The sequence below is a fragment of the Lentzea sp. NPDC054927 genome, from assembly GCF_053610285.1.
This window is the reverse complement of the sequence record NZ_JBSGXZ010000001.1, coordinates 551339-577762: the sequence shown is the minus strand read 5'-3', so window position 1 is coordinate 577762 and position 26424 is coordinate 551339. Positions and strand designations below refer to the sequence as shown.

Below are 26424 nucleotides of genomic sequence, written 5' to 3'. Positions count from 1 at the left end.
GGATGTTCACAGTTTCATCCTAACCGGCCGCTGATCATGGGTGTGCGCGGGGCGCGGCCACTCGGACGCCGGGAGTCTAGCCGCGACCGCACCCGTCCGGCGCCTGGTTTTCGCTGGTCCGATGGTGTTCGCCAGACCACTAGGCCGTCTCCCTCCGCGCCAGCGGCGGGGTCGCCGAACCCAGCACGGTCTCGAGCTACTCCCGCCGCGTCACCAGGTCCGAGATCATCAGCATCATGACGTCGGGGAACGCGTAGAGAAAACTCTGGTACCGGTAGTGGTCCAGGTAGAAGACCACGACGTCGTCGCTGATGGCGGTCACCGACGTGGTGCGGGCGTTGAAGAATATGTCGTAGTGCCCGAGCAGGGCACCGCGACCCAGCACCGCGCGTTCGTAGATGCCGCCGAAGTCGACCTCGCCACGGGCGACCAGGAACACGCCGTGCGCCGCGTCGTCCTCGTGGAACAGCGAATCGCCCGCGCTGTATGGGATCTCGTCGAACATGGACGCGAGCGTCTCCAGTTCGGAGTCGACCAGCGCACTGAACATCCGGACGCCGTGCGGATCAACGCTCTCGCGCAGGCACGCGACCGTTCGATGAGGTCTGCCGAGGTGATGTGCGACATCCGCATGCGCACGAACCGCAGCATCCGGTCGGTGTTGCGGGTTGGGCGGCGGGACTTGCCAGCGCTCGGCGGGGTGTAGAGGGCCGAGTCGCCGCTGATCCTGTCCTTGGACGACGGGTCGACGCCGATGCAGGTGTACGAACCGAGGGTGTACGAACCGAGGGTGTACGAACCGAGGGTGTACGAACCGAGGGTGTACGAACCGAGGGTGTACGAACCGAGGGCGTACGAACCGAGGGCGTAGGGATCGGCGGACCACGAGGTGCGCGAGACGCTCAACGGCTCCGGAACCTGGGCACCGAAGAGATCCTGGACGACCGATGTGGCGTAGGTCGACACGTCGTCTGAGGACCAGGTCTTCACCTCGCGGCCGAGCGAGGCGCCGAGCTGCATCACCAGGATCGGTTTGCCGTGCGACTTCCACATGCTGATGACGACGGTGGGATGGCGGTCGGTGTCCCGGCACAGGTAGCCGAAGACGTACTGGTCCTGGGGCCAGAACGCTTCGGGGTAGTGCAGCGCGATCTTGTTGAGCGTGCCGAACCCGAGGCGGGCGATCGCCGACTGCTTGGCTTCAGCCAACGGTGGGTCGAACTCCACCGACCCGGCCTTGAGTACGCCGATGGGCAACGTCACGAGCACCTTGTCCGCGCAGAACACGCCCTGGTCCGTGGTCACGCGACCGTCCTCGATCCGCGTGACTACGTGTCCGAGCCGGATGTCGAGTCCCTCAGCGAGAGCGTCCAAAACGGACTGATCGCGGTAGCGCATCGCCTGTTCGTCCTCGTGGGACAACTCGCGTGAAGCCAGGATCTCCCGCAACGCCTCGCCCAGCGAGATGTCCGGCGACGAGTCCTTGCGCGCCAGCGCGGCGCGCTCTTCCAGTTCGTGCAGCACGCCGTCGGCCAGTGCGAGAGTGCTGCTCTTGTGGCGATGGTTCACCGCGCGGCGGGGTCCGACCGCCGACCCGGTCACGGGCTTCCAGCACGGTCACCGGATGGCCGGCCAACCGCAACGCGCGCCGCGACCAGGCCGGCCATTCCCGCACCCATCACCAGGACGCTCGATCTCGCGTCCGCACCTTGAGATACCTCGGGCATCGCTCGATTGCCGGGCGACCGTGCGTGTCCGAACATTCCCGGATCGTGTGTTCGCGCCGCGCCGTCCGGGTTGTCCGCGCGCTCCCCGGACCGGGACTTCAAGTCCACTACCAGCACTGGGCTCCCCGAATGAACCGGGACTACCAGGTAGTGACTTGTCCCACAACCACAGGTATAACTTGTTCTCATGTACCCACAGTGAGGAAGATCACATGACCCACACAATGACGTGTGACAACGGTTTCGAGGGTCCTTCACGCCGTAGTTTCATTGCAGGAACAGGTTCTATTCTTGGTGCCGTGGCACTCGGTGGCCTCGGCTCGGCGGCGGCACGGGCGTCCACTTCGATCGCCGATGCCGCGGTCATCCCCGCGTTGGTGATCGGCTCCGGGTACGGCGGCAGCGTGGCGGCGCTGCGTCTCGCCCAGGCCGGTGTCGACGTCCACATGGTCGAGATGGGGATGGCCTGGGACACGCCCGGTGCGGACGGCAAGATCTTCGCGAACACCACGACGCCGGACCAGCGGTCGTTCTGGCTGCGCACCAAGACCAAACAACCGCTGAGCAACTTCCTGGGTTTCCCGATCGACAAGGCGATCCCGCGCTACACCGGCGTCCTGGACGCCGAGGAGTTCGCCGGCATCACCGTCTATCAGGGCCGTGGCGTCGGTGGCGGCTCGCTCGTCAACGGCGGCATGGCGGTCACGCCGAAACGTGAGTACTTCGGCGACGTGCTCCCGACGGTGAACCCCGACGAGATGTACAACACCTACTACCCGCGCGCCAACGCCGAGCTCGGCGCCAGCCTGATCAGGTCGGCGTGGTTCGAGAGCACCGAGGCCTACCAGTACGCACGAGTGGGCCGGAAGCACGCCCAGCGGTCGAACTTCCCGTACGTGTTCGTGCCGACCGTGTACGACTGGAACTACATGGAGCAGGAGGCTGCGGGGACCGTCCCGAAGTCGGCGCTGGTGGGGGAGATCCTCTACGGCAACAACTACGGCAAGAAGTCGCTGCAGAAGACCTATCTGAGCAAGGTGCGGGCGACCGGCCGGGTCACCATCTCGCCGCTGCACCGTGTCGTCGACGTGAGGCCCGCGACGGGTGGCTACAAGGTCACCATCGAACAGCTCAACACCAACGGCGACCCGATCGCCGTCAAGGAGGTCACCGCGGCCAAGGTGTTCTTCGCGGCGGGCAGCGTCGGCACCAGCAAGCTGCTGGTCAAGTTCAAGGCCACCGGCGCGCTGCCGAACTTGAACGGCGAGGTCGGCAAGGGCTGGGGCGACAACGGCAACGTCATGTGCGGCCGCGCCAACCACCTGTGGGACCCGACGGGCAAGCTCCAGTCGTCCATCCCCACGCTCGGCATCGACAACTGGGCGGCCGGCGGCGCGTTCGCCGAGGTGGCCCCGCTGCCGACCGGGATCGAGACCTACGCGTCGTTCTACCTGTCGATCACCAAGACCCCGAACCGCGCCCAGTTCTCCTGGAACGCCGCCGCGGGCAAGGTCGACCTCAACTGGCAGACCGCGTGGAAGGAGGTGTCGATCAACGCCGCCAAGAGCATCTTCGACAAGATCAACTCAAAGGAGGGGACGATCTACCGGACCGACCTCTTCGGCGTGTACAAGATCTGGGGCGACCACCTGACCTACCACCCGCTCGGCGGCGCGATCCTGAACAAGGCCACCGACAACTACGGTCGCCTGCACGGACATCCGGGCCTGTACGTGATCGACGGGTCGTTGATTCCCGGCAGCACCGTCGTGAACCCGTTCGTCACGATCACGGCGCTGGCCGAGAGGAACATCGAGAAGATCATCGCTACCGATCTCTGACGGTCCGATGTGGACTGTGCTGCCCGTCGTGGTTCAGAACTTCGGCAGCACGCACATGGCGTCGAGGCCGAACACCCGGTTCAACCTGCCGAACACGAGCCAGGCCCCGATGCTCATGGTCAGTTCGACGATCTCGACCTGGCTGTAGTGCTCGGTCATGCGGGACCAGAACTCCTCGTCGAGACCGTGGTGATCCAGTGCGTACCGCTCGGCGTACTCCGCGGCCAGCCGCGCGCGGTCGTCGAAAGCGTCGGTGGTGCGCCACTGGGTCACCGCGTCGATGAAGTCGTCCTCGACCTTCACGCCCTCGCGTTCGGTCCGCCAGTCGAGGCAGAACATGCACCCGTTGATCTGTGCGATCCGCAGCCGGGCGGCCTCGAACTCGCGCAGCCCCAGCGTCGTGTGCTGGTACACGGCCAATGAGAGGTTCGCGGCGGAGATGCCGATGCCGGGCACCATTTCGCCCCACACGTACCCGATGGGGTCCTTGCCCTCGGGGATGTCGATGTTCATCCCTTGCTCCTTCCGAGCTTGCCGGCCACGGGCCGCAACGGGACGTCGAGCGCGTCGTACAGTCCGGGTTCCGCGTTGGCCAGCCAGTCGATGGCGTTGACGATCCGGCCGACCGCGGTCGCATTGCCGCCCGCGGAGCGGTTCTCGCCCTCGTCGACGGCCTCGACCGACACCTCGATGCGCGGCCTGCCCTCGATGATCACCTTGTGCGCGCCGTCGCCCGACGGCGGCATCGGCCAGTCCGTCGCGCAGGAGGCGTGGATGCGGGTGACGTGCTCGATGACGATGAGCGGTTCGCCGCCGACGACGCCCTGCACCTCGAACCGGATCGCGCCCTGTGTGCCGGCCTCGAACTCGCCCATGGTCCTGGTCGTCACCGTGGTGTCGAGCGCGCGCCGGTCGACGGTCTCGCGGATCTCGTCGATCTCGACGCCGAGCGCCCTGGCCATCAGCCGGATCTGCCCGCCCCACACCATGGTCGGCACGGTCGGCATGAGCATCGGTGCCTGGTAGTCGAGCGGCTGCCCGAACCCGATCAGCCACCGCACCGCGTCGGGCTGGTCGTAGGTGGAGTAGTCGAAGATCTCCTGGCAGCGCACCGCGTCGATCTGGCTGCCCAGCCCGCTGATCATCAACGGCAGCACGTCGTTGCCCCAGCCGGGATCGACGCCGGAGACGAACAGCGACCCGCCGCCCTCCTTGATGGCGGCTAGAACCGGTTCTCGCAACTCGGGCGGCGCGCTGCGATGGTCGTACAGCGCGTACAGCGAGGGCGTGACGACGACCGCGCCCGCCCTGATCGCCCTCGTGATGTCGGCGAGCGCGTCGTCCGGGCGGATGTCGCCGGACGCCGCGTAGACGACGGCGCGCGGGCTCGCGGCCAGCACCGCCTCGATGTCGGTGGTGGCCGCGACTCCGAGCTCGTGCTCCAGTCCGGCGAGGTCACCCGCGTCCCGGCTAACCTTCTCCGGGTTGTGGACGACCACGGCCGTCAGTTTCAGTCCCGGATGGGCCTCGACGGCGCGAATCGCGGCACGGCCGACGTTTCCGGTGCCCCACACCACTGTGGCGATCATGCGGGTAGAATAACTAGAACACGTTTCAGTTTACAAGGGTCCGTCAGGTGTACACCCGCAGCCCGGACAGCTGTCCCGCCGGCCATCCCGTGTTGCCGGTGAACGAGAGCCGCAGGTAGCGGACCTGCGTGCCGGGCAGTGAGAGCGCGACCGTGTTGCCGCTCGCGGGATCGAAGACGTGCCCGGCCGCGGGAAGCAGCGTGCTGAACGACTGACCGTCGGTGCTGCCCTCCACCGCCACGGTCTGGGTACGACGGCTCCAGGCGGGGTTCGGTGGGAGCGCGAGCACGGCCCGGCGCACAGCCTGGGACGCGCCGAGGTCGACCTGAACCCATTGCGGGAAGGCGTTGTTCGCGCTCTCCCAGTAGGAGTGCGGATCGCTGTCGACGATGAAACCGCTCCCGTAGTGCTGGGTCTGCGAACTCTGGGACGTCGGGCGACCGGCGGCCAGGTCGACGTCGGGCGCGGGCGGACCGCCGAGCCACGGCTGGGTGGGCCTGATCGCGGTGAGCGCGAGCTGGCCCTTGAGCATCCGGCCGCCGTCCCCGGTCAGGCGCAGGTAGTAGTCGGCGGAACAGCGGGTGCCGTCCTCGTCGAGCGCCAGGTAACCGGAGCCGACCGGCACGTCGGCCTGGGTCTCCGCGGTCTTGCAGATCTGGTTGCCCTCGTTGAACTCGTCGAACATCGAGATGTAGATACCCTGTGCGCCCAGGCGGACCATGTTGTAGAACTGCCGCCACATGAAGTCGCCGTGCAGTCGTTGCCGCGACCCCACATCGCCCGGCAGCACGCACGGCTGGTAGTCGATCCCGCGAGCGTTGCACTCGGCCTGGTCGGGCGTGTTCACGTTGGTGTAGAAGCGATCCGTGTCCGCAGGGTTGCTGATCCGGCCGACCATCCAGGGCGAGATCATGTCGAACGACCGGTAGACGCCCGCGAAACCCTGCCGCGAGTCCTCGATCTCCAGCCGCCAATGGGTCGGGACGCCGCCGATCACGTAACAGCCGCGCGCCTTGAACCAGTTGACCACGTCCTGGCAGGCCTCCGGCCCGAACGGACGGCCGGGGTCGTTGAACCCGAACCCCCAGATGCAGACGACGGGCTTGCCGTTCTGCCGGGCGTACGCGGGCGACGACGTGTAGGCGGACATCTTGTTCAGCCAGTCGGTCTTGATCTCCGACTGCATGTTCGTCCAGTTCGTGACGTCGTACATGATGTAGAACTTCCGCCCGGTCGCCTCGGCGGCGGGCCGGACGTGCGCGGTCACGGCGTCGCGGATCGGGCCCTCGCCGCCGGTCGGGTTGAAGCGTTGCAGGGCGGCGGTGTCGATGTTGTTGTCGCGCATCCACTGGAAGTGGACGTCGACGGTCTGCCGGTCGTAGTTGGAGAACAACGTGGCGGGGCGGCCGTCGCCGAGGTTGGCGAACGCGGTCTGGTACGTGCGCGTGTAGTCGCGGACGTCCGGCCACGCGACGACGGAACTGGTCGGCGGTGCGGGTGGCTGGCTCCAGTTGTCGTTCCAGTGCCACCAGCCGTCGATGGGGGAGTTGTCTCCCCGGCAGGCGAACCAGCCCTGGTATCCGACGGTGATCTTGCCGACGACGTCGCCGGGTGGGCTTGCCGCGCGCGCTGGGGCGGGCAGGAGCCCCAGCGCGGGGGCGGCGAGCGCGGTGCTGAGCAGTGTTCGGCGGGACAGGGACATCGCGAACTCCTTTGTCGGCGATCCGACTCCAGAGTGCAAGATGTGAACAGTTTCACGCAAGAACTTGACGAACCGGAACTTTAGTCACCTGGACAAAGGTGTAGGGGCAGGACGTTCCCGCCGGAGATCGCCACGTGGACCTTGCCGATCACGAAGCCGGGGCCGGTGGAGAGCCGGAAGTCCGAGGCGGCGTTCTGGCGGTTGCCGAACCCGGCGTCCGGCAGCGCGAACGTCACCGTCTTCCACGTCCCGGTCCCCGTACCGGTCACCGGCGGGCTGCCCTTGTACGGCTCGCCGGTGGCGTCGTACTGCACGTTCCACGTCCCGGTGCCCTGGTCGAGGTAGTCCACGGTGATCGTCGCGGTGTGCGCCGAACCAGGTGGCACCAGGTCGTCCGTGACCGCGAAGTAGAGGTAGTCGTTCAGCGTCTTCCGGCCACCGGTGACGGGCTCGCTGCGCCCGTCGTCGTTGTCCCGCCGCTGCAACCCGCACTCGGTGTCGGTCGCGGCCAGCGTCGTGCACACGGTCGCTCTGCCGTCGGCCGCGGCCACCGTCACGGTGATCGTGCCGCCGGGCAGGGCGCCGTCGTTGAAGGTCACGGGCACCGGGTGGTAGCCGGAGGGCGTGTCGCCCGCGACGGCGACCGTGATCGCCTGGGTGTTCCGCCCGCGCAGGATCCCGGACGACGGAGTCACCGTGATGCTCGCGGGTGGCTTGGCGGTCCAGCGCACGACATCGGCCCGGCCGTCGGTGTCGACCGTGCCGACGGTGGCGGGGAACGACGTGCCCTGACGGGCGATCACCTGTCCGGTCGGGCTGGTGTACCCGATCGCCCCGGCCTTACCCTCCGAATAGGACGGTGGCGCGGCGTTGGCCGCCCACGACCTGTTCGGATTGGCGGACAGGTCGAAGGTGAGCGTTCCGCCGTCCCTCAGCACCTGAGCGAAAGTTTGTACCGGAACTCGCGCAAATTCTTGACTTCTGTCCGTAACCAGCGGAACCGTCGCTGTTACAAGGCTCGCCTTCGGTCCTGGCGGAGGTCCTCATGTCTCGTCGCTTCCTGGCTGTTGCCGTTGCCGCGTTGGTCGGGGCCGGTGGTGTTGTCGCTTCGGCCCCCGCGGTCGCCGTCGCTGCCACGCCGATCTACCGCGACACGCGCTACACGTTCGCCGAACGCGCGGCGGATCTGGTGTCGCGCATGACGTTGGCGGAGAAGGTGCGCCAGCTGCACACCAACAACGCCCCGGCCATCCCGCGGCTCGGCGTGCAGCAGTACACGTACTGGAGCGAGGGCCAGCACGGCATCAACCGGCTCGGCGGCGACGCGCTGGGCGGTGGCCAGGGTTCCGTGGACAACGTGAAGGCGACGAGCTTCCCGGTGAACTTCGCCGCGTCGATGTCGTGGGATCCCGGCCTGATCCACGCCGAGACGACCGCGATCTCCGACGAGGCAAGAGGGTTCCTCGACAAGTCGTTGTTCGGCAACGCCCAGAACAACATCGGTCCCGACGTCAACGAGTACGGCGACCTGACCTACTGGGCGCCGACGGTCAACATGGATCGCGACCCGCGCTGGGGCCGCACCGACGAGGGGTTCGGCGAGGACCCGCACCTGGTCACGAAGATGGCGGGCGCGTTCGTCAACGGCTACCAGGGCAACACGATCGACGGCACCGCGATGACGCCGTACCTCAAGGTGTCCGCGACGCTGAAGCACTACGCGTTGAACAACGTCGAGAACGACCGGCTGTCCGGCAACTCGGCCACGACCGAGGCCGACCTGCGCCAGTACTACCTCAAGCAGTTCCAGAACCTGATCGAGCACGACCACGCCAGCGGCCTGATGACGTCGTACAACTCGATCAACGGCACACCCGGCGCGGTCCACGGCTACCTGGTGAACCAGCTCGCCCAGCGCACCTACGGGTTCGACGGCTACTCGGTGTCCGACTGCGACGCGATCGCGACGGTGTGGCAGCCGCCGCCGACCGGGCACCTGTGGGCGGCGCCGGGCTGGACGTCTTCCGTTGAGGGCGGCCAGGTCGTGTGGACTCAGGCGTCTTCTGGCCGCAGGATTCCGGCCGCCGCGGGTGCGCTGGCGTTCGGGCTGCGCGCCGGGACGCAGCTGAACTGCGAGGGCGCCAACGCGACGCTCACCAACGTCCAGGCGGCGATCGACGCGGGCATCCTGTCCGAGGGCGTGCTCGACGCCTCGCTCGTCCGCGTGTTCACGATGCGCATGGCCACCGGCGAGTTCGACCCGGCGGACCGGGTCGCCTACACGAAGATCACCAAGTCGGTGATCGAGAGCTCCGCCAACCAGGCGCTCGCCACCCGCGTCGCCGACAACTCGTTGGTGCTGCTGAAGAACCAGAACAACGTGCTGCCGGCTGACCCGGCGCGGACCTCGCGCGTGGTCGTGCTGGGCGACCTGGCGGGCAAGGTCACGCTCGGCGGGTACAGCGGCAAGCCGACCCATACGGTCAACGCCGTGCAGGGCATCCAGGCGGCGCTCCCCGGCGCCTCGGTCGTCTTCGACGCGGCCGGCACCTCGACCACCGCCACCGGCCCTGCCGTGCTGAGCGAGGCGACCAAGGCCGCCGTCCGTGCCGCTGATCTGGTCGTGATCGTCGCCGGCACGGACATGGAGGTGGCGCGCGAGGGCAAGGACCGGCCGAACATCGCCATGCCCGGGAACTACACCTCGCTGATCGACCAGGTCGCGGCTCTGGGCAACCCTCGCACGGCGTTGGCCGTGCAGGCGATGGGCCCGGTGACGTTCGACCAGTCGAAGGTGCCCTCGATCCTGTTCAGCGGCTACAACGGCCAATCGCAGGGCGCCGCGCTGGCGAACGTGTTGTTCGGCAAGCAGAATCCGGACGGGCACCTCAACTTCACCTGGTACCGCGACGACTCGCAGTTGCCGCCGATGCAGAACTACCGGCTCAACGCCTCTGGCACCGGCGGCCTCGGCCGCACCTACCAGTACTTCACCGGCACGCCGACCTACCCGTTCGGCCACGGCCTGAGCTACAGCACGTTCCGCTTCTCGAACGTGCTGGCGGACCGCACTTCCGCGTCTCCCAACGACACAGTGACCGTGAGCCTCGACGTCACCAACACCGGCCAGCGCGCGGGAACCACCGTCGCCCAGCTCTACGCGGCGACTCCGGGTGCGGGTACCGGTGACGTTCCACTGCAACGGCTCGCGGCCTTCCAGAAGACCCGCCTGCTCAACCCCGGCGAGACCCAGCGCCTCGCCTTGCCTGTCCGGGTCCGCGACCTGGCCCAGTGGGACACCGCGAACAAGCGCGAGGCGGTCGCCGCGGGCACCTACCAGCTCCGCGTGGGCATGAGTGCGTCGAACATCGTGGCGCGCAACGACGTTCGAGTGAGTGGCGCTCTGACTCCTCGGGTGAAGCACGTGACGGTCAAGCCCGAGGCCGTCGTGTACCGGCCGGGGGAGAGCTTTGATCTGAGGGGCAAGAACCGTTGGCTGGCAACGGACACCAACGTGACCGCGGATCGCGTCGTCGAGGCGGTCAACGACGATCAGACCTTTGTGGACCTGAGCCGCGCTCAGGTGGTTTATCGGAGCAGCAATCCGTCCGTGGCCTCGGTCGACGCCAACGGTGTGGTGCGGGCTGTGAAGGACGGCGTCGCGACGATCACCGCGACCGTGAACGGCGTCGCCGGCTCCGCACCGATTGTCGTGACCGGAACGCTGACCAGCACCGTGCCGTCGATCCTGGCGCCTGGGACATCAGGTGCTGCCTCGACGACGTTCACCAACGGCAGCGCGGAGGACGTGCGCGGCCTGTCGGTCACGATCACCACTCCGAACGGCTGGACCGCGACGCCAACGACACCGACGACTTTCGACCGCGTCCCGGCGCGTTCGTCGGTCACCGTGCGTTGGAACGTCACGGGCAGCGCGACGCCAGGTCCGTACACGCTCGGCTTCACCGCGACCTCCGCGTTCGGCACGTTCACGTCGGAGGGCACGGTCAAGGTGCCGTACAGCTCGGTAGCGGCCGCGTTCAACAACATCGGCACCAGCAACGACAACCAACCGGCCGCCGGCGCGTTCGACGGCAGCGGCCTGAACTACTCGGCTCAAGCCCTGGCCGCGGCGGGCCTGCCCGCCGGACCGGTGAACGTCGGCGGCATCGGCTTCACCTGGCCCGCGGCGAACGTGCCGAACAACGTGGTCGCCGGCGGCCAAGTGATTCCGGTCAGCGGTTCCGGCCGCTCCCTAGGCTTCCTCGGCTCCAGCGCGTTCGGCAGCACCTCGGCCCCCGGCACGATCGTCTACACCGACGGCACCACGCAGAGCTACTCGCTCTCGTTCGCAGACTGGTGGTCGCAGAACCCGTCGCCGGGCACGTCGATCGCGGCCGCCACCCCGTACATCAACGTCGGCCCGAACAGCTCGCGCCAGGACCAGCGGGTGCACGTGTACCTGGCCACGGCGCCGCTCGACCCGGCCAGGACGGTGATGTACGTGATCCTGCCGGACATCGCGCCGAGCCAAGTGCCCAACAACCCGGCGATGCACGTGTTCGCGGTGGGAATCGGCCAGTAGCTCGGGGTGCTCGGCGGCGTACGCGCGCGATCCGCGACGGCGTCAGCTAGCCGAGCCCAGCAGGTCGAGGCCGGTCAGTCGAGCAGCTTGCGCAGTTCGGCGTCGAAGTCGACGTGGTCGTTCTCGCAACCGGGGGCGACCACGTCGTAGGTGGAGTTCAGGAACTCCTGCAGCTCGGACGAGCGCACGTGGAACACCGCGCGCGAGATGTCGGACTGCAGCTCGAGCACCGCGGTCGTGGAGTTGTGGGGACGCAGGCGCACGTCGCCGGCGCCGCTGGTGGTGATGAGTCCGTCGGCGAGCAGGTCGCGGCTGACCAGCCACACCGTCTCCTGGCGTCCCATCCGGAACGTCATGGTCACGGCGTGCGGGTCGTCGGCGCGGTAGCCGAGCTCGACCTCGACGGGCATGGGCCGCCCGGAAGGAGCGATGAACGCAAAGACAGAGTCGGCGCCCACTCGAGTCACGTTCTTCATGCCCCCTTAGACGTCCGGCAACCTCCGTGGATGCCTCGATCAGGAAAAGCGATCAGAACGTGATTTTCAATGGTCCCGGAGTATGACTTTTGACAACAGTCACGCGGGGTTGCCGCGCGGACGCAGACGGCCACCAGGCAGCGGCGGCGCAGGTAGGCGCGCTCCGTCGTAACCCTCCACGCGGCCGAACCTGTCGGTCTCGGCCTGCCATTCGTCTCGATAGGCCGCGATCTCGTCGTGGGTGCGGCCCACGAAGTTCCACCACATGACGATTTCCTCGCCGAACGGCTCGCCGCCCAGCAGCACAACCCGTGCGCCGTCTCGGGTTGAGAGGGTCAGCGTGGTGCGGCCGGTGCCGAGGTAGCCGAGTGCGCCGGGGGCGAGAGCGGTCTCGCCGGCGATCACGTCGCCGGTGTCGAGCAGGACGCCGTGCTCGAATTCGGGGGCCACGTCGAGCGTGATCGTTGCCCCTGCGGGCAGAACGATCTCGGCGCCGAGCAGCGGTGTGAACGTGGTCACAGGTGACGTCGATCCGGCCAGCGAACCGAGGAAGACGCGGAGCGAGACATCGTCGAGAACGACGGTCGGCGGGGCGTAGTGCTGGAAGTCGCGCGGGGCGTCGCGGTGCGCGTCGGGCAGGGCCAGCCACAGCTGCACACCGTGCAGCACCGACGACGAGGTGGTGGACACCTCGGAGTGGCAGATGCCGCGGCCGCCGGTCATCAGGTTCAGCTCGCCGGGGCGGACGAACGCGTGCACGCCGTGGCTGTCGCGGTGCTCGATCTCGCCGGTGAAGAGCCAGCTGACGGTCTGCAGTCCGGTGTGCGGGTGCGGGGCGACGTCCATCTTCACGTCGTCGGGGCCGTAGTGGTCGCAGAAGCACCACGCGCCGATCAGTGAGCGCTGCTTCTGGGGCAACGTGCGGCGCACCGACATCGCCCGCGGTCCGCCCAACGGCACCTCGCGCGGGTCCAGCACCTCGACGCCGCCGGGGGCGGAGGTGCACGTCACTTCTGCCGGTTCGGCCTCGACATTGCTCACGGGGTCGATCGTAAGCTGGCGCGGGGGTAACAGTGGATCTTCGCTGCGGTCTGCTCGCACGCGTGTCGAGCAGCGGATACGAGCTCGACGAGGCACAACTGCACGCGATCGCGCGGCTCGAAGAGCTGGGGGAGCGGCGCCGGGGTGTCTACCTGCACGGACCGGTCGGGCGAGGCAAGAGCTTCCTGGCGGACGCGTTCTTCGACTCGCTCCCCGTGAAGCACAAACGTCGCGTGCATTTCCACGCGTTCTTCCAGGAGCTGCACACGCGGATCTCCGAACGGCTGCACGAGCGCGGTGCCGTTGCCAAGGCCGTGCGTGAGCTGATCGGCCGGACCCAGGTGCTGGCGTTCGACGAGTTCCACCTGCACGACATCGGCGACGCGATGCTGATGATCCGGCTGTTGGAGGCGCTCCAAGCACGCGGCGTGATGATCATCGCGACGTCCAACTACCCGCCGGACGGACTGCTGCCCAACCCGCTCTACCACGACCACTTCCTGCCGGGCATCGCGCTGGTCAAGGAACTGATGGACCCCGTGGAACTGGACGGCGGCACCGACTACCGGCACCTGCACGGCCGGCCGCGATCGCGGTTCGAGACCGGCGAGATCGTCACCGACGTCCCATTGCCGGCCACGCCGATCACTCTCACCGTCATCGGCCGCGACATCACCGCGCTCGGCATCGAGCGGAACCGCGTCTGGTTCCACTTCGGCGACCTGTGCGAGAAGCCGACCTCGACGCAGGACTACCTGGTGCTGGCCGAGTGCTACGACGACTGGGTGATCACCGCCGTGCCGAGGCTGGAGACGTGCGATCGCGAGGCCCGGCAACGGTTCGCGAACGTCGTGGACGTGTTGGTGGACAAGGACGTCCGGCTGACCCTGGTGAGTGATCACCGGCTCCCGGAGATCGTCGGCGGCAGCGCACGAGACCTCGCCCGTACCGCCAGCCGGTTGGAGCTGATCAACACGACCGGGTGATCAGCTCGGCGCCTGGTCGGCCGATAGAGCCCTTGTCCCCCCCGGCAAGGAGTAGTCAGGCATGACGTTGCGCGTCCGCATCGGCGAGGTCGTCGAGAGCACACGGTTCCAGTGGATGATCATCGGCGTGATCGTCGTCAACGCGATCACGCTGGGGGCCGAGACCTCGCCGGCGATCGTCGCGAGGCATGGTGACCTGCTCAGCTCGATCGACCACCTGGCGCTGGCCATCTTCGTCGCCGAGCTGGCCGCGCGGTTGTACGCGTTCGGCTGGCGGTTCTTCCGCGACCCGTGGAATGTCTTCGACTTCGTCATCGTCGCCGTGGCGCTGCTGCCGGCGGCGGGTCCGCTGTCCGTGCTGCGGTCGTTGCGGATCCTGCGGGCGTTGCGGCTGGTGGCGATGGTGCCGAGCATGCGCAGGGTGGTGACCGCGCTGGTGAAGTCGGTGCCCGGCCTGATCTCGCTGACCGGTCTGCTGATGCTGCTGCTCTACATCGGCGGCGTGATCGCGAGCAACCTGTTCGGCGACTCCGGCGACCCGCGCTTCGGTGATCTCGGCTCGACGCTGCTGACGCTGTTCCAGATCACCACCGGCGACGGCTGGTCGGACGTGATGCGCGACCTGATGGTGCACCAGCCGCTCGCGTGGATCTTCTTCCTCTGCTACCTGATGGTCGGCACCTTCACGATGCTGAACCTGTTCATCGCCGTCGTGTGCAGTGCGATGGAGTCGGACGTGCAGCAACTGCCCGCACCCCGTGCCGCGACGCACGACGACCTGCTGCTCCTGGAGGTCCGGGCGCTGCGGGAGGAAGTGCGGGCGATGCGTCAGAACGCCTGATAGCCAGGGGTCCCGATCGGCGACGCCGCCGTACACCGATCGGGACCCCTGCAACCCCCGCCTTCTACGGGGTGACCGGGATGTTCGACACGCCCTTCTTGGCCTTGGTGGCCGTGTTCGAGGCGTGGACGACATTCGGGTTGGCTTTGCACTTCGACGTGGACGACACGTAGACCGCGTACTCGCCGACGTTGCCCAGATCGGATTTGTTGTCGCGCCACACGTTGCCGCAGCCGTTGCTGAACGTCGGCGTCGTGCTGGGGTTGTGGGTCTCGTAGCCGTTCTTGAACGTGCCGGGCGAGGCGAAGGTGCCGGTGTTGTTCTCGATCCGGTAGTTGAAGCCCTTCACGTCGATCCACGAGTCGGCGGAGTTCGCGCCGCTGATGCCGGTGCCGTTGAACGTGTTGCCGCTGATCAGGCCGCCGGACGTGCCTTCCTTGACGTCGATGTGCTCAGCGGAGACGTTCGGGCCGATCTTGTTGTTGAGCACCTGGACGCGGTCGGACCTGTCGACGCCGCCGGTGTTGCCGTGGCACTTCCAGTTGGAGTTCGCGGAGCCGATGTAGACGCCCTCGCCGTAGTCCTTCGTCACGACGCCCGCGTCGGTGATCGTCGAGTTCCTGATCACGCCGTCCGCGGAGGAACGCCGGAAGTGCACGCCTTCCTCGTCGGTCTTGCGCACGGTGACGCCGTCGATCGTGACGTGGTGGGAGTTGTCGAGGATGATGCCCTTCTTGGACTCCGCGACGGTGATTCCCTTGATGTTCCAGTACGGCGCGTTGTACAGCCACAGGCCGTAGCCCGCGTCCCAGCCCGCGGTCGGCACCGGGCAGGAGGGTGCGGTGCCGGACGGGCCGTCGTTGATCAGCACCGCGGACGACGGGCCGGTCAGGGTGATCGGGTTGCTCGACGTGCCAGCCTTCTGCGTGGCGAACGCACCGCGGTAGGTGCCCGACGCGAGCGAGATGGTGTCGCCCGGCTTGGCGTTGGCCAGTGCGGTCTTGAGCTGGTCCGCGGTGGACACCGGGATCGTGGCTTGTGCGCCGAAGTCGTCCTCGGCAGACCCGGCGGCGAAACGAGCAGGGATGTTCTTGAGGAACAACGACTTCGCCGGGTCCGATTTGGACACGTCCACGCCGTGGCCGCCGGTGTAGTCGCGCTGCTCGTTCTTCGCCCAGTCCGCGATCGCGGTGCCGCCGACGTCGAGGTGCTTGTAGGCGGTGCCGTTCCAGCCGAACTGGTAGACGCGCTGCCGGTCGTCGTAGAACGGCTGGTACGGGCCACCGGTGGAGAGCTGCTTGGTCATCTCGTTGTTGAAGAAGACGTTGCGCGGCCCGGACGCACCCGACCACTTCACGGCCTTCTTGCCGGCGCCCCACCAGATCGGGAACCAGTTGGAGTTGTCGGGACCGCCGCCGCCTTCCTCACCGCAGTTCGCGCGGCAGTTGCCGGAGCGGTGCCCGTACGAGACCTTCACGGTGTTGAGCTCGAACAGGTTGTTGCGCTCCCAGCCGCCGTGCAGGTTCAGATCGGAGTCGAAGTCGTTGCCCACCACGACGTTGCCCGACGCGGACCACTGGAACGTGAAGTGCCGCAGGTTGCGCGAGGTGTTGCCGGAGTAGAGCGAGTCCCACACGCGTGAACCGCGGAAGTAACCGTTGCCGCCCTTGCCCTTGTTCCACGAACCGTCGAGGTGGTTGTCGACGATCTGCAGGTTCTTGGCTTCCTCGGTGACGATCGGGTGCGACCCGGTCATCTCCGCGCGGATGCCCTTCACCCACGAGTTCGCGGCCCACTTGAAGACGATGCCGTGCATCTCGTCGGCCGGCGACATGTTGCCGTAGTTGTTGACGGCCTCGGCGGGGTCGAGGTTCGGCATCGACTGCGTGAAGCCGAAGTTCTCGAACCCGACGCCGAGGACCGGGTCCACCAGCGGCGACACCTTGGAGTCGTATGTCGCCCCGTCTATCGCCGGTGAACCGTCCGAGGTGGAGTTGACCGGAACGTCGTACTCCAGGGGTTTGTCGAGCGTCACCGTGGTGCCGGAGACCGACGTGACGGTGAAGATCTGCTGGCGCATGTGCATGTTCAGGTACGGAAACGCCGTGCCGTTCGCGAACTGCTGCTCGTAGAACTTCACCGAGTTCGCGGCACGGACGTTGACCAGCATGCCGGCCTTGATCGTGCTCGCGGACTGGACCTGGACCGTGCGGTCACCGGCCTTCGCGGCGGTCTTGACCTTCGCGCCGGCCTTCCAGTGCACGTTGATCGTGCCCTCGAAGATGTCCTTGCGGTTGGCGGGAGCCGCCGCGTAGTCGCCGGCGTAGCTCGAGTGCACGCCGCGCGACTGGACCCGGAACAGGCCGCGGCCGGGCCACAGCCAGCCGCCCTTGCCCTGCCCGGACGTCATGCCGTCCTCGTCCCAGTCCGACCCGTCCGGCGTGAGCGCGTCGTAGCGGGTGTTCGCGTCGGGCGTGTAGACGATCTTCGTGGCGGTCGCGCCGGCACCCCTGATGATCAGGTAGTCGGCGTCGGCGTGCAGCTCCTTCGACACCTTCAGCTCACCCGCGGGGAGGGTGATGAGGCTCAGCTTGGAATAGCTCGCGCTCGCCGAGCACTCCGTCCTGATGGCGTCGATCGCGCCCTGCAGACCGGCGGTGTCGTCAGCGGCGTCATTCGGGCGCACGTTGAACTGCGAGGCGAGTTCCGCGGCTGTGATCTGACAACTCGCGCTGGGGTTCACGTCATTGTTTCCGGGCAGCACGCCAGTGCCTCGATAACCCGCTTTCGACCAGTCGTACAGGCCGGAAATGGGGGAACGCCGGTTGCCTGACGAGACGTCCAGGCCGGTCAGCGCGGGTGCGGCCGCAGCCGTAGTGACAGGTACGGCGAGTGAACCGATTAGGAGGAGTGTGAGCAGGGGTATCGAGGTTCGCATCATTGGTTACCCTCGTTTGGCAGGGCGGGGTCATTTCTTTGTAGTCGATAGTTGCATATGTGTCAAACATTCACATTCTTGAATTAGGTAATGCTGAAACTGTTTTCAATGACACTTTTCGCCCAGGTCGAGGTGTACTCGGCGCAGCTCACGGTTCTGAATCGTGGGAGTCGATTGGGCTGATTGCGACCCGAGTGGGAGCGCGGCCATCCTCCGTTCGAGTACCGGGATTTCGCCCGGAGCCCACTGAGGGACGCTTTTGCCGCACCCGTTCGTGTCCGAACCAACCCTGAACGGCGGATCGCCGGATGGGCCGAAGGCTGCAAAAGTCGGTTGCTGTTCGGCAGCGAGCGTTCCAACGAACAGGAGCACCACTGGTCATGGCGAGCCCCACTGTGAAGCCGGTTCTGCGCACCGACTACCAGCGTTCCGTCGCTGACTACTGGAACAAGGAGAAGGACCCGGTCAACATCAAGCTGGGCGAGGTCGACGGTCTCTACCACCACCACTACGGGCTCGGCGCGTACGACCCGGCCGTGCTGGAGGCGCCGGCCGAGGTCCGCGACGCGGCGATCATCGCCGAGATGCACCGCCTCGAGACCGCGCAGGCCGAGGTGCTGCTCGACCACTTCGGTGACATCCCGATCGGCGGCCGGCTGATGGACGGCGGCTCCGGGCGCGGCGGCACGAGCGTGATGGCCAACGCCCGGTTCGGCTGCGAGGTCGACGGCGTCAGCATCTCCGAGGAGCAGGTGGCGTTCGCCAACAACCAGGCCGCCGAGCGCGGCATCTCCGACCAGGTGCGGTTCCACTTCAAGAACATGCTCGACACAGGGTTCGAGACCGGTTCGTTCAACGGGATCTGGACCAACGAGACCACGATGTACGTGGACCTCCAGCAGCTGTACGGCGAGTTCGCGCGGCTGATCGCGCCCGGCGGCCGGTACGTCTGCATCACCGGCTGCTCCAACGACCTGACCGGCCTGCGCTCGCGGGCGGTCAGCCAGATCGACCAGCACTACATCTGCAACATCCACCCGCGCAGCGAGTACTTCAAGGCGCTGGCGGACAACGGTTTCGTGCCGATCAGCGTGGTCGACCTGACGGCGGAGACCATCCCGTACTGGGAGCTGCGCGCGAAGTCGTCGGTCGCGACCGGCATCGAGGACCCGTTCCTCACCGCGTACAAGGAAGGCAGCTTCCACTACCTCCTGATCGCTGCGGACCGCGTCTGATGAAGGACCTCCTCACCGGGCCGTCCGGGCTGGGCACCTCCGCTGCCCGGCTCGGGCGGCCCGAGGCCGTTGTCCTGCTACCGGAACCTGGTTACGCGGAACGTCCGTGGGGTGACGGCACGGCGCCGCCGTTGTACGTACCGGTGTGCGAACGCGAGAACGACCTGCTGGCAGCCGCCGTGGACGAACGCCTCGTCGCGTGGGCGGGGGAGTGCGGGTTCGAGGAGCCGGAACGGTTCCTGGGCGGCAAGTTCGGCCGTTTCGTGGTGCTCACGCACGTGGACACCGACGACGTCGACCAGCTCCTGATCGCCGCGAAGCTCAACGCGGCGTGGTGGGCCGCCGACGACCTGTACGCCGACAGCACCGAGATGGGCGCGGTCCCGGCCGAGCTGCCGCCGCGGCTGGCTCTGGCGATGGCCGCGATGGACCCGGTGGCGCCCGCCGCCGAGTTCACGTCGGAACTGGAGGAGGCGCTGGCGGCCGACCCGGTGCTCGTCGGGTTGCGCTCGGGCATCGCGCACCTGGCCGCCCGCAGCACGGCGACCGTGGTGCAACGGGCCTGCTACTCGACGTTCGCGATGTTCGTGTCGTGGGGCGCCTACGCGGCGTGGCGTCACACCGGCAACTACCCGCCGGCGTGGCAATACCTCGCCACCCGACAGCACGACACCTTCTACACGTCGATGACGCTCATCGACGCCGTTGGCGGGTACGAGGTGCCGGCGCCGTTGTACTACGACCCGCGCGTGCGGCAGCTGCTGACGTCCGCGGGCACGGCGGCGGTGATGGTGAACGACCTGGTGTCGGTGGAGAAGGACGCCGCCGACGAGAAGCCGGTCTGCAACATGGTGCTGCAGATCGCGGCGGACCGTGAGTGCTCGATCGCCGAGGCGACCGCACGGACCGTCGAGTTGCACAACCAGCTGGTGCGCGACTTCGAGGCGGGGCACAAGGCGCTGCTGGCCGTGCCTTCGGTGGAGCTGCACCGGTTCCTGAAGGGAACGAAAGCCTGGATGGGTGGTGGCTTTGAATGGCACACCACCCATCCGCGATACAAATGACGAGTCTGCAGGTCAGTCCTTGACGTAGGTCCGCAGGTGCTGGGCCGTCAGCGTGTCGCCCGACGCGATCAGGTCGTGCGGCGTGCCGGTGAAGACCACCTTGCCGCCGTCGTGCCCGGCACCGGGACCCATGTCGATGATCCAGTCGGCGTGGGCCATCACGGCCTGGTGGTGCTCGATGACGACGACGGTGTTTCCGTTGTCCACCAAGCGGTCCAGCAGCTCGAGCAGCTTGTCGACGTCCGCGAGGTGAAGGCCCGTGGTCGGTTCGTCGAGCACGTAGACGCCGCCCTTGTCGGTCATGTTGATCGCCAGCTTGAGCCGCTGACGTTCACCACCCGACAGCGTGTTGAGCGGCTGGCCGAGTCCGAGGTAGCCGAGGCCGACGTCGACCAGCCGGCCCAGGATCGCCTTGGTGGGCCCGTCGGAGAAGAACTCGGCGGCCTCGGCGATGGGCATCGCCAGCACCTCGGCGATGTTCTTGCCGTTGAGCTTGTAGCCGAGCACCTTCGGCGTGTACCGCTTGCCGTCGCACTCCTCGCAGACCGTCGCGACGCCCGCCATCATGGCGAGGTCGGTGTAGATCAGGCCGATGCCCTTGCAGTTCGGGCACGCGCCGTCGGAGTTCGCACTGAACAGCGAGTCCTTGACGTTGTTGGCCTTGGCGAACGACTTGCGGATCGAGTCGAGCATCCCGGTGTAGGTGGCGGGGTTCGAGCGCTTGGAGCCGCGGATGGCGGACTGGTCGACCTTGATCACGTTGGGCTGCGACCCGAGCGAGCCGTGGATCAGCGACGACTTGCCGGAGCCCGCGACACCGGTGACGACGGTGAGCACGCCGAGCGGCACGTCCACGCTCACGTTCTTGAGGTTGTGCAGCTTCGCGCCCTTGACCGAGATCTTGCCCTTGGGCGTGCGGACCTGGTCGCGCAGGCCGACCTTGTGGTCGAGGTGGTCGCCGGTGAGCGTGCCGGACTTGCGCAGGCCGGCGAGGTCACCGGTGTAGCAGAGCTCGCCGCCGTTGACGCCGGCGCCGGGACCGAGGTCGACGACGTGGTCGGCGATCGCGATGGCCTCTGGCTTGTGCTCGACGACGAGCACGGTGTTGCCCTTGTCCCGCAACATGAGCAGCAGGTTGTTCATGCGCTCGATGTCGTGCGGGTGCAGGCCGGTGGTCGGTTCGTCGAACACGTAGGTGACGTCGGAGAGCGCGGAACCCAGGTGCCGCACCATCTTCACCCGCTGTGCCTCACCGCCGGAGAGCGTGCCGGACTCGCGGTCGAGACTGAGGTAGCCCAGACCGATCTCGACGAGCGAGTCGAGCGTGCCGAGCAGGTTCGACAGCAGTGGGGCGACCTCGGCGTTGGTCACCTTGCGCAGGAACTCGGCCAGGTCGCTGATCTGCATCGCCGACAGCTCGGCGATGTTCTTGCCCCTGATCTTGCAGCCGAGCGCGGCCTGGTTGAGCCTGGTGCCGTTGCAGGCGTTGCACGTCGTGAACGTCATCGCGCGGTCCATCCACGCCCGCACGTGCGGCTGCACGGTGTCGCGTTCCTTGCCTGCGTAGATGCGGTCGAACTTGACCAGCAGGCCCTCGTACTTGAAGTTGAACTTGTCGCGCTTGAGCATCTCCGCCGGGGCGTGGAGGAAGAGCTCCCATTCCTTCTTGGTGAAGTTCTTGAGCTTCTTGTCCATGTCGAAGAACTCGGACATGTTGTAGGTCTGCCAGTACTGCGACCGCGGGTGGAAGTTCGGGATCGTGATCGCGCCCTCGTTGAGGGACTTCTCGACGTCGTACATCTCGTTCATGTCCAGGCCGCGGGCGCTGCCGATGCCCTCGCACTCCGGGCACATGCCCTCGGTGGAGTTGAAGCTGAACGCCACGGACGTCCCGATGTTCGGCTTGCCCAGCCGGCTGAACACGATGCGCAGCATGGTGTGCGCGTCGGTCGCGGTGCCGACGGTGGACCGCGAGTTCGCGCCCATCCGTTCCTGGTCGACGATGATGGCGGCGCTGAGGTTGCGCAGTTCGTCGACGTCCGGCCGGCCGAGGCTGGGCATCATGGCCTGCAGGAACGCGGTGTAGGTCTCGTTGATGAGCCGCTGCGACTCGGCGGCGATGGTGCCGAACACGAGTGACGACTTCCCGGAACCGGACACACCGGTGAACACGGTGAGACGGCGCTTCGGGATGTCCAGCGAGACGTTTCGCAGGTTGTTCTCCCGCGCCCCGCGCACCTCGATCACGTCGTGGCTGTCCGCGGCGGACTTGTCAGATCCTTGTGGTGACTTGCGATCACGGCCCATCGCACGATGTTCCCGCGCTCTGGTCGAACCGCACTTGAGCCGGGATAGGGCGAGTGGCCTAGTCGTCAGGCGACGCGTCGCCCGTGCTCGCACAACGCGGTCCCGCCCGGTCGGTCGCCTGCGCCTGAAATCCGCCGGCCGCCGCCGCTGGGGCCTTGGGCGTCTGCAAGTACCACCAACTCTTGATCGAATCGCCGTCAACTACACCCAACTCGCCAGGTCTTGAGACGCCAGTTGCCGCCAGCGAACTGCCGGCGCAGGCCACTAACCAGTCCGGCGGCGCAACCACTCGATCCGCGCGGCACGGGCCCGGCGGGACAGTGCCGCGTCCGGCGCGAGCTGGTCGAACCCGTGGCAGCCGCCGGGCCACACGTGCAGTTCGGCATCTCCACCGGCGCGCCAGATCCGTGCGGCGTAGTCGACGGCCTCGTCGCGGAACACGTCCACCGAGCCGACGTCGACGTAGGTGGGCGGCAGGCCGGAGAGATCGAGGGCACGAGCCGGAGCAGCGAACGGGGACACGCCCGGCCCGCCCCGGGAATCGCCGAGCAACGCCGTCCAGCCGGTGAGGTTCGACGTGCGCACCCAGGTGGTGCCGTCCAGGAACTGGTGGCTGGACGGGGTTTCGCACCTGTCGTCGAGCATCGGGCACATCAGCAGCTGACCGCGGATGGCCGGCCCGCCGTAGTCGCGGGCCATCAACGTCACCGCTGCCGCCAGCCCGCCGCCCGCGGACGTGCCCGCGACGACGGGAGAGGTGAAACCGTTGCGTTCCATCCACGTCAGCGTCCGGTAGCAGTCCTGCACCGGTGCCGGATGCGGATTCTCGGGAGCCAGCCGGTACTCCGGCGAGATCAGCACCACGCCGAGTTCTGATACCCATTCGGCCAGCACGTGCAGGTCGGAGCGCTTCGTCCCCGCGACCATCCCACCGCCGTGCAGGTGCAACACCGGCGGGCCTGGCGACGAACCGGCCGGGCGCAGCACGAGCACGGGCACGCCGTCCGCGTCGGTCTCCTCGAACGTGACCGAGCCGTTCCGCGTCAGTTCGGCGTCGGTCACCACCCGCCCGGTCGCCCGTCGCTCCGCGATCCCGTCCGGAGTCAGCGGTGGCCGGGAGAGGTCGACCAACGCCGCGATCTCGGGATCGATCACCCCTTCACGCCCGTGTGCGCGAGGCCCTCGATGAACTGCCGTTGTGCCAGCACGAACACCACCAGGATCGGCACTGCAGTCATCGTCGCCGCCGCCAGCTGGACGTTCCACATGGGACCGCCGTAGATGTCGACGAACTGGGTCAGCGCCTGCGGCAGTGTGAACATGTCCGGTGTGGACAGGTACACGATCGGCTCCAGGTAGAGGTTCCAGGAGTGCAGGAACGTGAAGATCGCGACCGCGCCGAGAGCGGGCTTCGAGAGCGGCAGCGCGATCCGGTAGAAGATCCCCGCGCGGCCCAGTCCGTCCATCCGCGCGGCCTCCTCCAGTTCTGGCGGCAGCGCGATGAAGAACTGGCGCATGATGAAGATCGCCAGCACGCACGGCGCGCCGAAGACCGGCACGATGATCAGCGGCCAGTGCGTGTTGGTCATCCCGAGGGACTGGAAGAGCTGGAACAACGGCACGATCGTGACCTCGCTCGGGATGAGCAGGCCTGTCAGTACCACCACGAACAGCGCGTTCTGGCCGGGGAACCTGATGCGCGCGAACGCGTATCCGGCCATCGCGGCGACCGCCATCGTGCCGACGGTGACGATCACCGCGATGTACAGGCTGTTCCAGTACTGCTGCCCGAACGGCTGCATCCGGAACACCTGCGAGTACGTGGAGAACGTCCACTCCGCCGGCAGCAGTGACAGGGAGAAGATCTCGCTGATCGGCTTCATCGACGAGGTGACCATCCACCACGTCGGGAACACGAACGGCACGCACAGCAGGCACAACAGCCCGTAGAGCGCGACCCTGCGCTTCGTGACACCGCGCTTCTTGACGTCACGACTCATGGAGCACCCACTTCCGGCGCATCCGCCACTGCAACAAGGTCAACGCGGCGACGATGACGAACAGCAGCACCGAGATCGTCGCGCCGTAGCCGAAGTGGTGGAACTGGAACGCCTGCTGGTACAGGTAGTAGATCAACACGGTGGTGGACGTGCCGGGCCCGCCCTGGGTGAGCACCGCGATCTGCGCGAACACCTGCAGCGAACCGACGATCGTGATGATCGACGCGAGCAGGATCGTCGGGCTGATCAACGGGATCGTGATCCGGCGGAACCGGGTCCACGCGCCGGCGCCGTCGATCTCGGCCGCCTCGTACAACGGCGCCGGAACCCCTTGCAGCGCCGCGAGGAACAGCACCATGTTCAGGCCGACGTTCTTGATCACCTGCACGACGATCACCGAGATCATCGCGGTGGTGTCGCCGCGCAGCCAGTTCGGGCCGTCGACGCCGAAGAACCCGAGCAGGCCGTTCACGCTGCCCTCCGGCTGCAGCATGAGCTGCCACACCAGCGTCCACGCCACCAGCGACACCAGCACGGGGGAGAAGAACAGCGTGCGGAACAGCGTGGTGCCGCGCAGCTTCTGGTTGAGCAGCACCGCGAGCAGCAGCGCCAGCGACAGGTTCAGCACGACCAGCCCCGCCGCGAACCAGGCCGTGGCGACCAGCGACTCGCGCAGCTTCTCGTCGGCGAGGAGCTGTTGGTAGTTCTCACCGCCGACGAACTCGAACGTGCCGCCGAGCACGTTCCACTCGTTGAGGCTGTACCAGCCGACCAGAGCCAGCGGTATCAGCACGAACGCGAGGCTGCCGAGCAACGCGGGCGCGACGAACAGGTACCCGACCAGGTTGTCGCGCCTGCGATACGTCCAGAACGTCACTTGCGCTCCAGCAATGGCTTGATCTTGACGCAGACGTCGTCGAGCACCGCGGACACGTTCGCGTCGGCCTTCCACAACGGGTCCAGCGCCGCGCGGATCGTCTGGTTCAGCTCCTCCTGGCCCTGGTGGCTCGGCTTCACCACGCCCTTGCTGATGCCCTCGACCACGACCGACTGCAGCTGCTCCGGCCTGATCAGCGGGTTGCTCTTGGCCAGCGTCTGGGCGTTCAGCAACGACGACCGCACGGACGGGAAGAACTGCGCGAGCTTGGCGGAGTTGGCCTCGTTGGTGAAGAAACCGAGGAAGTCGGCAGCGGCCTCGGCATTCTTGGACCGCTTCATGACGCCGACGCCGGCCTGCCCGATCACTGCGTAGTCACCCTTGGGGCCGGTGGGCAGCGGCACGAGCGTCCAGGTGAACTTGGCGTCCTTCAACGCACCCGCGCGCGAGATCTGGCTGACGGCCATCGCCGCGTTGCCCGCGAAGAAGTCCACCGTGGTGCCGGGGCCGGGGATCGCCTTGTCGGTGAAGATCGCCTTGTGGATGAACGACATCGCGTCCTTCATCTCCTTGCTCGCGAACCCGCACGACCGGCCGTCCTCGCTCCACGCGTTGGCGTCCCAGCCGCGCCAGATCGACGAGAGCACCGCCCAGTTCTGGTACTTGAAGTCCGGCAGCACCAGGCCCTTCCCGGACGCGGCGGCCGCGGCCATCGCCTGCTCCCACGTCCACTTCGCCGGCACGTCCTTGACGAGGCTGGTGTTGACGAAGAGCCCGAACGGCGAGGTGGAGAACGGGTACGCGTAGAGCTCGCCGTCCTTCTCCCACAGCTTGACCCCGCTCGGCGTCAGCTCGTCGACCTTCTCGATCTTGCCCCTGATCGGGGCGAGCGCGCCGGAGGAGACGAAGTCCGGTGCGGACTCCTCCAGGATCCACGCGAGGTCCGGCGCGTTGCCGCCGGCGATCTGGGTGGTGAGCGTGGTGGTGTAGCCGTCGGCGGGGATCGAGTCGAACTTGATCTCGGTGACGTCCGGGTGCGAGGCCTTGTACTCGGTCGCGATCTCGTTGAGCAGCTTGAGATGCGCCTCGTTGGCGGTCCACACGGTCATGCGCAACGACTTGGGGCCGGACTGGGCGGACGAACCACTGCACGCCGTCAAAGCGAGCAGAACCGCGACGATCAGCGCTGGAAGTCGGGACATCGTTGTCTCCCTG

Annotated in this window: 20 protein-coding genes; 6 read left to right on the top strand and 14 right to left on the bottom strand. The window is 67.2% G+C overall.

Annotated features, from left to right (window positions below):
• Nucleotides 1-196 precede the first annotated feature (196 nt).
• Nucleotides 197-433, bottom strand: coding sequence for a hypothetical protein (locus ACWGE0_RS02715; protein ID WP_452259328.1), 237 nt, complete (start codon nucleotides 431-433; stop codon nucleotides 197-199).
• Nucleotides 319-1602: a flavin monoamine oxidase family protein gene (locus tag ACWGE0_RS02710; RefSeq protein WP_452259144.1), complete on the bottom strand. Its 1284-nt coding sequence runs from the start codon at nucleotides 1600-1602 to the stop codon at nucleotides 319-321. The genes ACWGE0_RS02715 and ACWGE0_RS02710 overlap by 115 nt, the downstream gene beginning before the upstream one ends.
• Before the next feature lie 424 nt (nucleotides 1603-2026).
• Here ACWGE0_RS02710 and ACWGE0_RS02705 point away from each other — a divergent pair, with 424 nt between their 5' ends.
• Nucleotides 2027-3568, top strand: a complete 1542-nt coding sequence (locus ACWGE0_RS02705; protein ID WP_452259143.1) for a GMC oxidoreductase — start codon at nucleotides 2027-2029, stop codon at nucleotides 3566-3568.
• A 33-nt stretch (nucleotides 3569-3601) separates the two neighbouring features.
• Here ACWGE0_RS02705 and ACWGE0_RS02700 read toward each other — a convergent pair whose 3' ends face one another.
• From ACWGE0_RS02700 to ACWGE0_RS02685, 4 genes are all read right to left on the bottom strand, one after another.
• Nucleotides 3602-4081, bottom strand: coding sequence for a carboxymuconolactone decarboxylase family protein (locus tag ACWGE0_RS02700; protein WP_452259142.1), 480 nt, complete (start codon nucleotides 4079-4081; stop codon nucleotides 3602-3604).
• Nucleotides 4078-5157: an NAD(P)H-dependent amine dehydrogenase family protein gene (locus ACWGE0_RS02695; protein ID WP_452259141.1), complete on the bottom strand. Its 1080-nt coding sequence runs from the start codon at nucleotides 5155-5157 to the stop codon at nucleotides 4078-4080. The genes ACWGE0_RS02700 and ACWGE0_RS02695 overlap by 4 nt, the downstream gene beginning before the upstream one ends.
• A gap of 43 nt (nucleotides 5158-5200) precedes the next feature.
• Nucleotides 5201-6859, bottom strand: a complete 1659-nt coding sequence (locus ACWGE0_RS02690) for a discoidin domain-containing protein (protein ID WP_452259140.1) — start codon at nucleotides 6857-6859, stop codon at nucleotides 5201-5203.
• An 80-nt stretch (nucleotides 6860-6939) separates the two neighbouring features.
• Complete coding sequence (locus ACWGE0_RS02685) at nucleotides 6940-7797, bottom strand: hypothetical protein (protein ID WP_452259139.1); 858 nt, start codon at nucleotides 7795-7797, stop codon at nucleotides 6940-6942.
• Between the two features lie 107 nt (nucleotides 7798-7904).
• Between ACWGE0_RS02685 and ACWGE0_RS02680 the strand changes: the two genes are divergently transcribed.
• Nucleotides 7905-11444, top strand: coding sequence for a glycoside hydrolase family 3 C-terminal domain-containing protein (locus tag ACWGE0_RS02680; protein WP_452259138.1), 3540 nt, complete (start codon nucleotides 7905-7907; stop codon nucleotides 11442-11444).
• A 74-nt stretch (nucleotides 11445-11518) separates the two neighbouring features.
• On the opposite strand, the gene ACWGE0_RS02675 is transcribed toward ACWGE0_RS02680, so the two are convergent.
• Together ACWGE0_RS02675 and ACWGE0_RS02670 are read right to left on the bottom strand one after the other, a co-directional pair.
• Nucleotides 11519-11920: an SsgA family sporulation/cell division regulator gene (locus tag ACWGE0_RS02675; RefSeq protein WP_452259137.1), complete on the bottom strand. Its 402-nt coding sequence runs from the start codon at nucleotides 11918-11920 to the stop codon at nucleotides 11519-11521.
• 99 nt (nucleotides 11921-12019) lie between these two features.
• Nucleotides 12020-12961 (bottom strand): pirin family protein, encoded by a 942-nt coding sequence (locus ACWGE0_RS02670; protein ID WP_452259136.1) that lies wholly within the window; start codon nucleotides 12959-12961, stop codon nucleotides 12020-12022.
• Nucleotides 12962-13023: 62 nt separating this feature from the next.
• Here ACWGE0_RS02670 and zapE point away from each other — a divergent pair, with 62 nt between their 5' ends.
• Nucleotides 13024-13947: a cell division protein ZapE gene (zapE, locus tag ACWGE0_RS02665; RefSeq protein WP_452259135.1), complete on the top strand. Its 924-nt coding sequence runs from the start codon at nucleotides 13024-13026 to the stop codon at nucleotides 13945-13947.
• Between the two features lie 61 nt (nucleotides 13948-14008).
• Complete coding sequence (locus ACWGE0_RS02660; protein ID WP_452259134.1) at nucleotides 14009-14788, top strand: ion transporter; 780 nt, start codon at nucleotides 14009-14011, stop codon at nucleotides 14786-14788.
• Nucleotides 14789-14852: 64 nt separating this feature from the next.
• Here ACWGE0_RS02660 and ACWGE0_RS02655 read toward each other — a convergent pair whose 3' ends face one another.
• Complete coding sequence (locus ACWGE0_RS02655) at nucleotides 14853-17474, bottom strand: right-handed parallel beta-helix repeat-containing protein (protein ID WP_452259133.1); 2622 nt, start codon at nucleotides 17472-17474, stop codon at nucleotides 14853-14855.
• 632 nt (nucleotides 17475-18106) lie between these two features.
• On the opposite strand from ACWGE0_RS02655, the gene ACWGE0_RS02650 reads away from it, so the two are divergent.
• On the top strand, nucleotides 18107-18961 hold the full coding sequence (locus tag ACWGE0_RS02650; protein ID WP_452259132.1) for a geranyl diphosphate 2-C-methyltransferase: 855 nt from the start codon (nucleotides 18107-18109) through the stop codon (nucleotides 18959-18961).
• Entirely contained in the window at nucleotides 18961-20025 is a 1065-nt protein-coding gene (locus ACWGE0_RS02645; RefSeq protein ID WP_452259131.1) for a family 2 encapsulin nanocompartment cargo protein terpene cyclase, read from the top strand. The genes ACWGE0_RS02650 and ACWGE0_RS02645 overlap by 1 nt, the downstream gene beginning before the upstream one ends.
• A gap of 12 nt (nucleotides 20026-20037) precedes the next feature.
• On the opposite strand, the gene ACWGE0_RS02640 is transcribed toward ACWGE0_RS02645, so the two are convergent.
• From ACWGE0_RS02640 to ACWGE0_RS02620, 5 genes are all read right to left on the bottom strand, one after another.
• Nucleotides 20038-22332 carry an ATP-binding cassette domain-containing protein gene (locus tag ACWGE0_RS02640; RefSeq protein ID WP_452259130.1) on the bottom strand — a complete coding sequence of 765 codons (2295 nt, stop codon included), beginning with the start codon at nucleotides 22330-22332 and terminating at the stop codon, nucleotides 20038-20040.
• 264 nt (nucleotides 22333-22596) lie between these two features.
• Nucleotides 22597-23487, bottom strand: a complete 891-nt coding sequence (locus ACWGE0_RS02635) for an alpha/beta hydrolase (protein WP_452259129.1) — start codon at nucleotides 23485-23487, stop codon at nucleotides 22597-22599.
• Nucleotides 23484-24332 (bottom strand): carbohydrate ABC transporter permease, encoded by an 849-nt coding sequence (locus ACWGE0_RS02630; protein WP_452259128.1) that lies wholly within the window; start codon nucleotides 24330-24332, stop codon nucleotides 23484-23486. The genes ACWGE0_RS02635 and ACWGE0_RS02630 overlap by 4 nt, the downstream gene beginning before the upstream one ends.
• Complete coding sequence (locus ACWGE0_RS02625; RefSeq protein ID WP_452259127.1) at nucleotides 24322-25209, bottom strand: carbohydrate ABC transporter permease; 888 nt, start codon at nucleotides 25207-25209, stop codon at nucleotides 24322-24324. The genes ACWGE0_RS02630 and ACWGE0_RS02625 overlap by 11 nt, the downstream gene beginning before the upstream one ends.
• Entirely contained in the window at nucleotides 25206-26411 is a 1206-nt protein-coding gene (locus tag ACWGE0_RS02620; RefSeq protein ID WP_452259126.1) for an ABC transporter substrate-binding protein, read from the bottom strand. The genes ACWGE0_RS02625 and ACWGE0_RS02620 overlap by 4 nt, the downstream gene beginning before the upstream one ends.
• Nucleotides 26412-26424 lie beyond the last annotated feature (13 nt).

Coding starts and splice junctions, on each gene's coding strand:
- ACWGE0_RS02660 (WP_452259134.1), top strand. CDS start 14,009: ATGACGTTGCGCGTCCGCATCGGCGAGGTCGTCGAGAGCACACGGTTC.
- ACWGE0_RS02695 (WP_452259141.1), bottom strand. CDS start 5,157: ATGATCGCCACAGTGGTGTGGGGCACCGGAAACGTCGGCCGTGCCGCG.
- ACWGE0_RS02620 (WP_452259126.1), bottom strand. CDS start 26,411: ATGTCCCGACTTCCAGCGCTGATCGTCGCGGTTCTGCTCGCTTTGACG.
- ACWGE0_RS02680 (WP_452259138.1), top strand. CDS start 7,905: ATGTCTCGTCGCTTCCTGGCTGTTGCCGTTGCCGCGTTGGTCGGGGCC.
- ACWGE0_RS02645 (WP_452259131.1), top strand. CDS start 18,961: ATGAAGGACCTCCTCACCGGGCCGTCCGGGCTGGGCACCTCCGCTGCC.
- ACWGE0_RS02675 (WP_452259137.1), bottom strand. CDS start 11,920: ATGAAGAACGTGACTCGAGTGGGCGCCGACTCTGTCTTTGCGTTCATC.
- ACWGE0_RS02700 (WP_452259142.1), bottom strand. CDS start 4,081: ATGAACATCGACATCCCCGAGGGCAAGGACCCCATCGGGTACGTGTGG.
- ACWGE0_RS02630 (WP_452259128.1), bottom strand. CDS start 24,332: ATGAGTCGTGACGTCAAGAAGCGCGGTGTCACGAAGCGCAGGGTCGCG.
- ACWGE0_RS02690 (WP_452259140.1), bottom strand. CDS start 6,859: ATGTCCCTGTCCCGCCGAACACTGCTCAGCACCGCGCTCGCCGCCCCC.
- ACWGE0_RS02650 (WP_452259132.1), top strand. CDS start 18,107: ATGGCGAGCCCCACTGTGAAGCCGGTTCTGCGCACCGACTACCAGCGT.
- ACWGE0_RS02640 (WP_452259130.1), bottom strand. CDS start 22,332: ATGGGCCGTGATCGCAAGTCACCACAAGGATCTGACAAGTCCGCCGCG.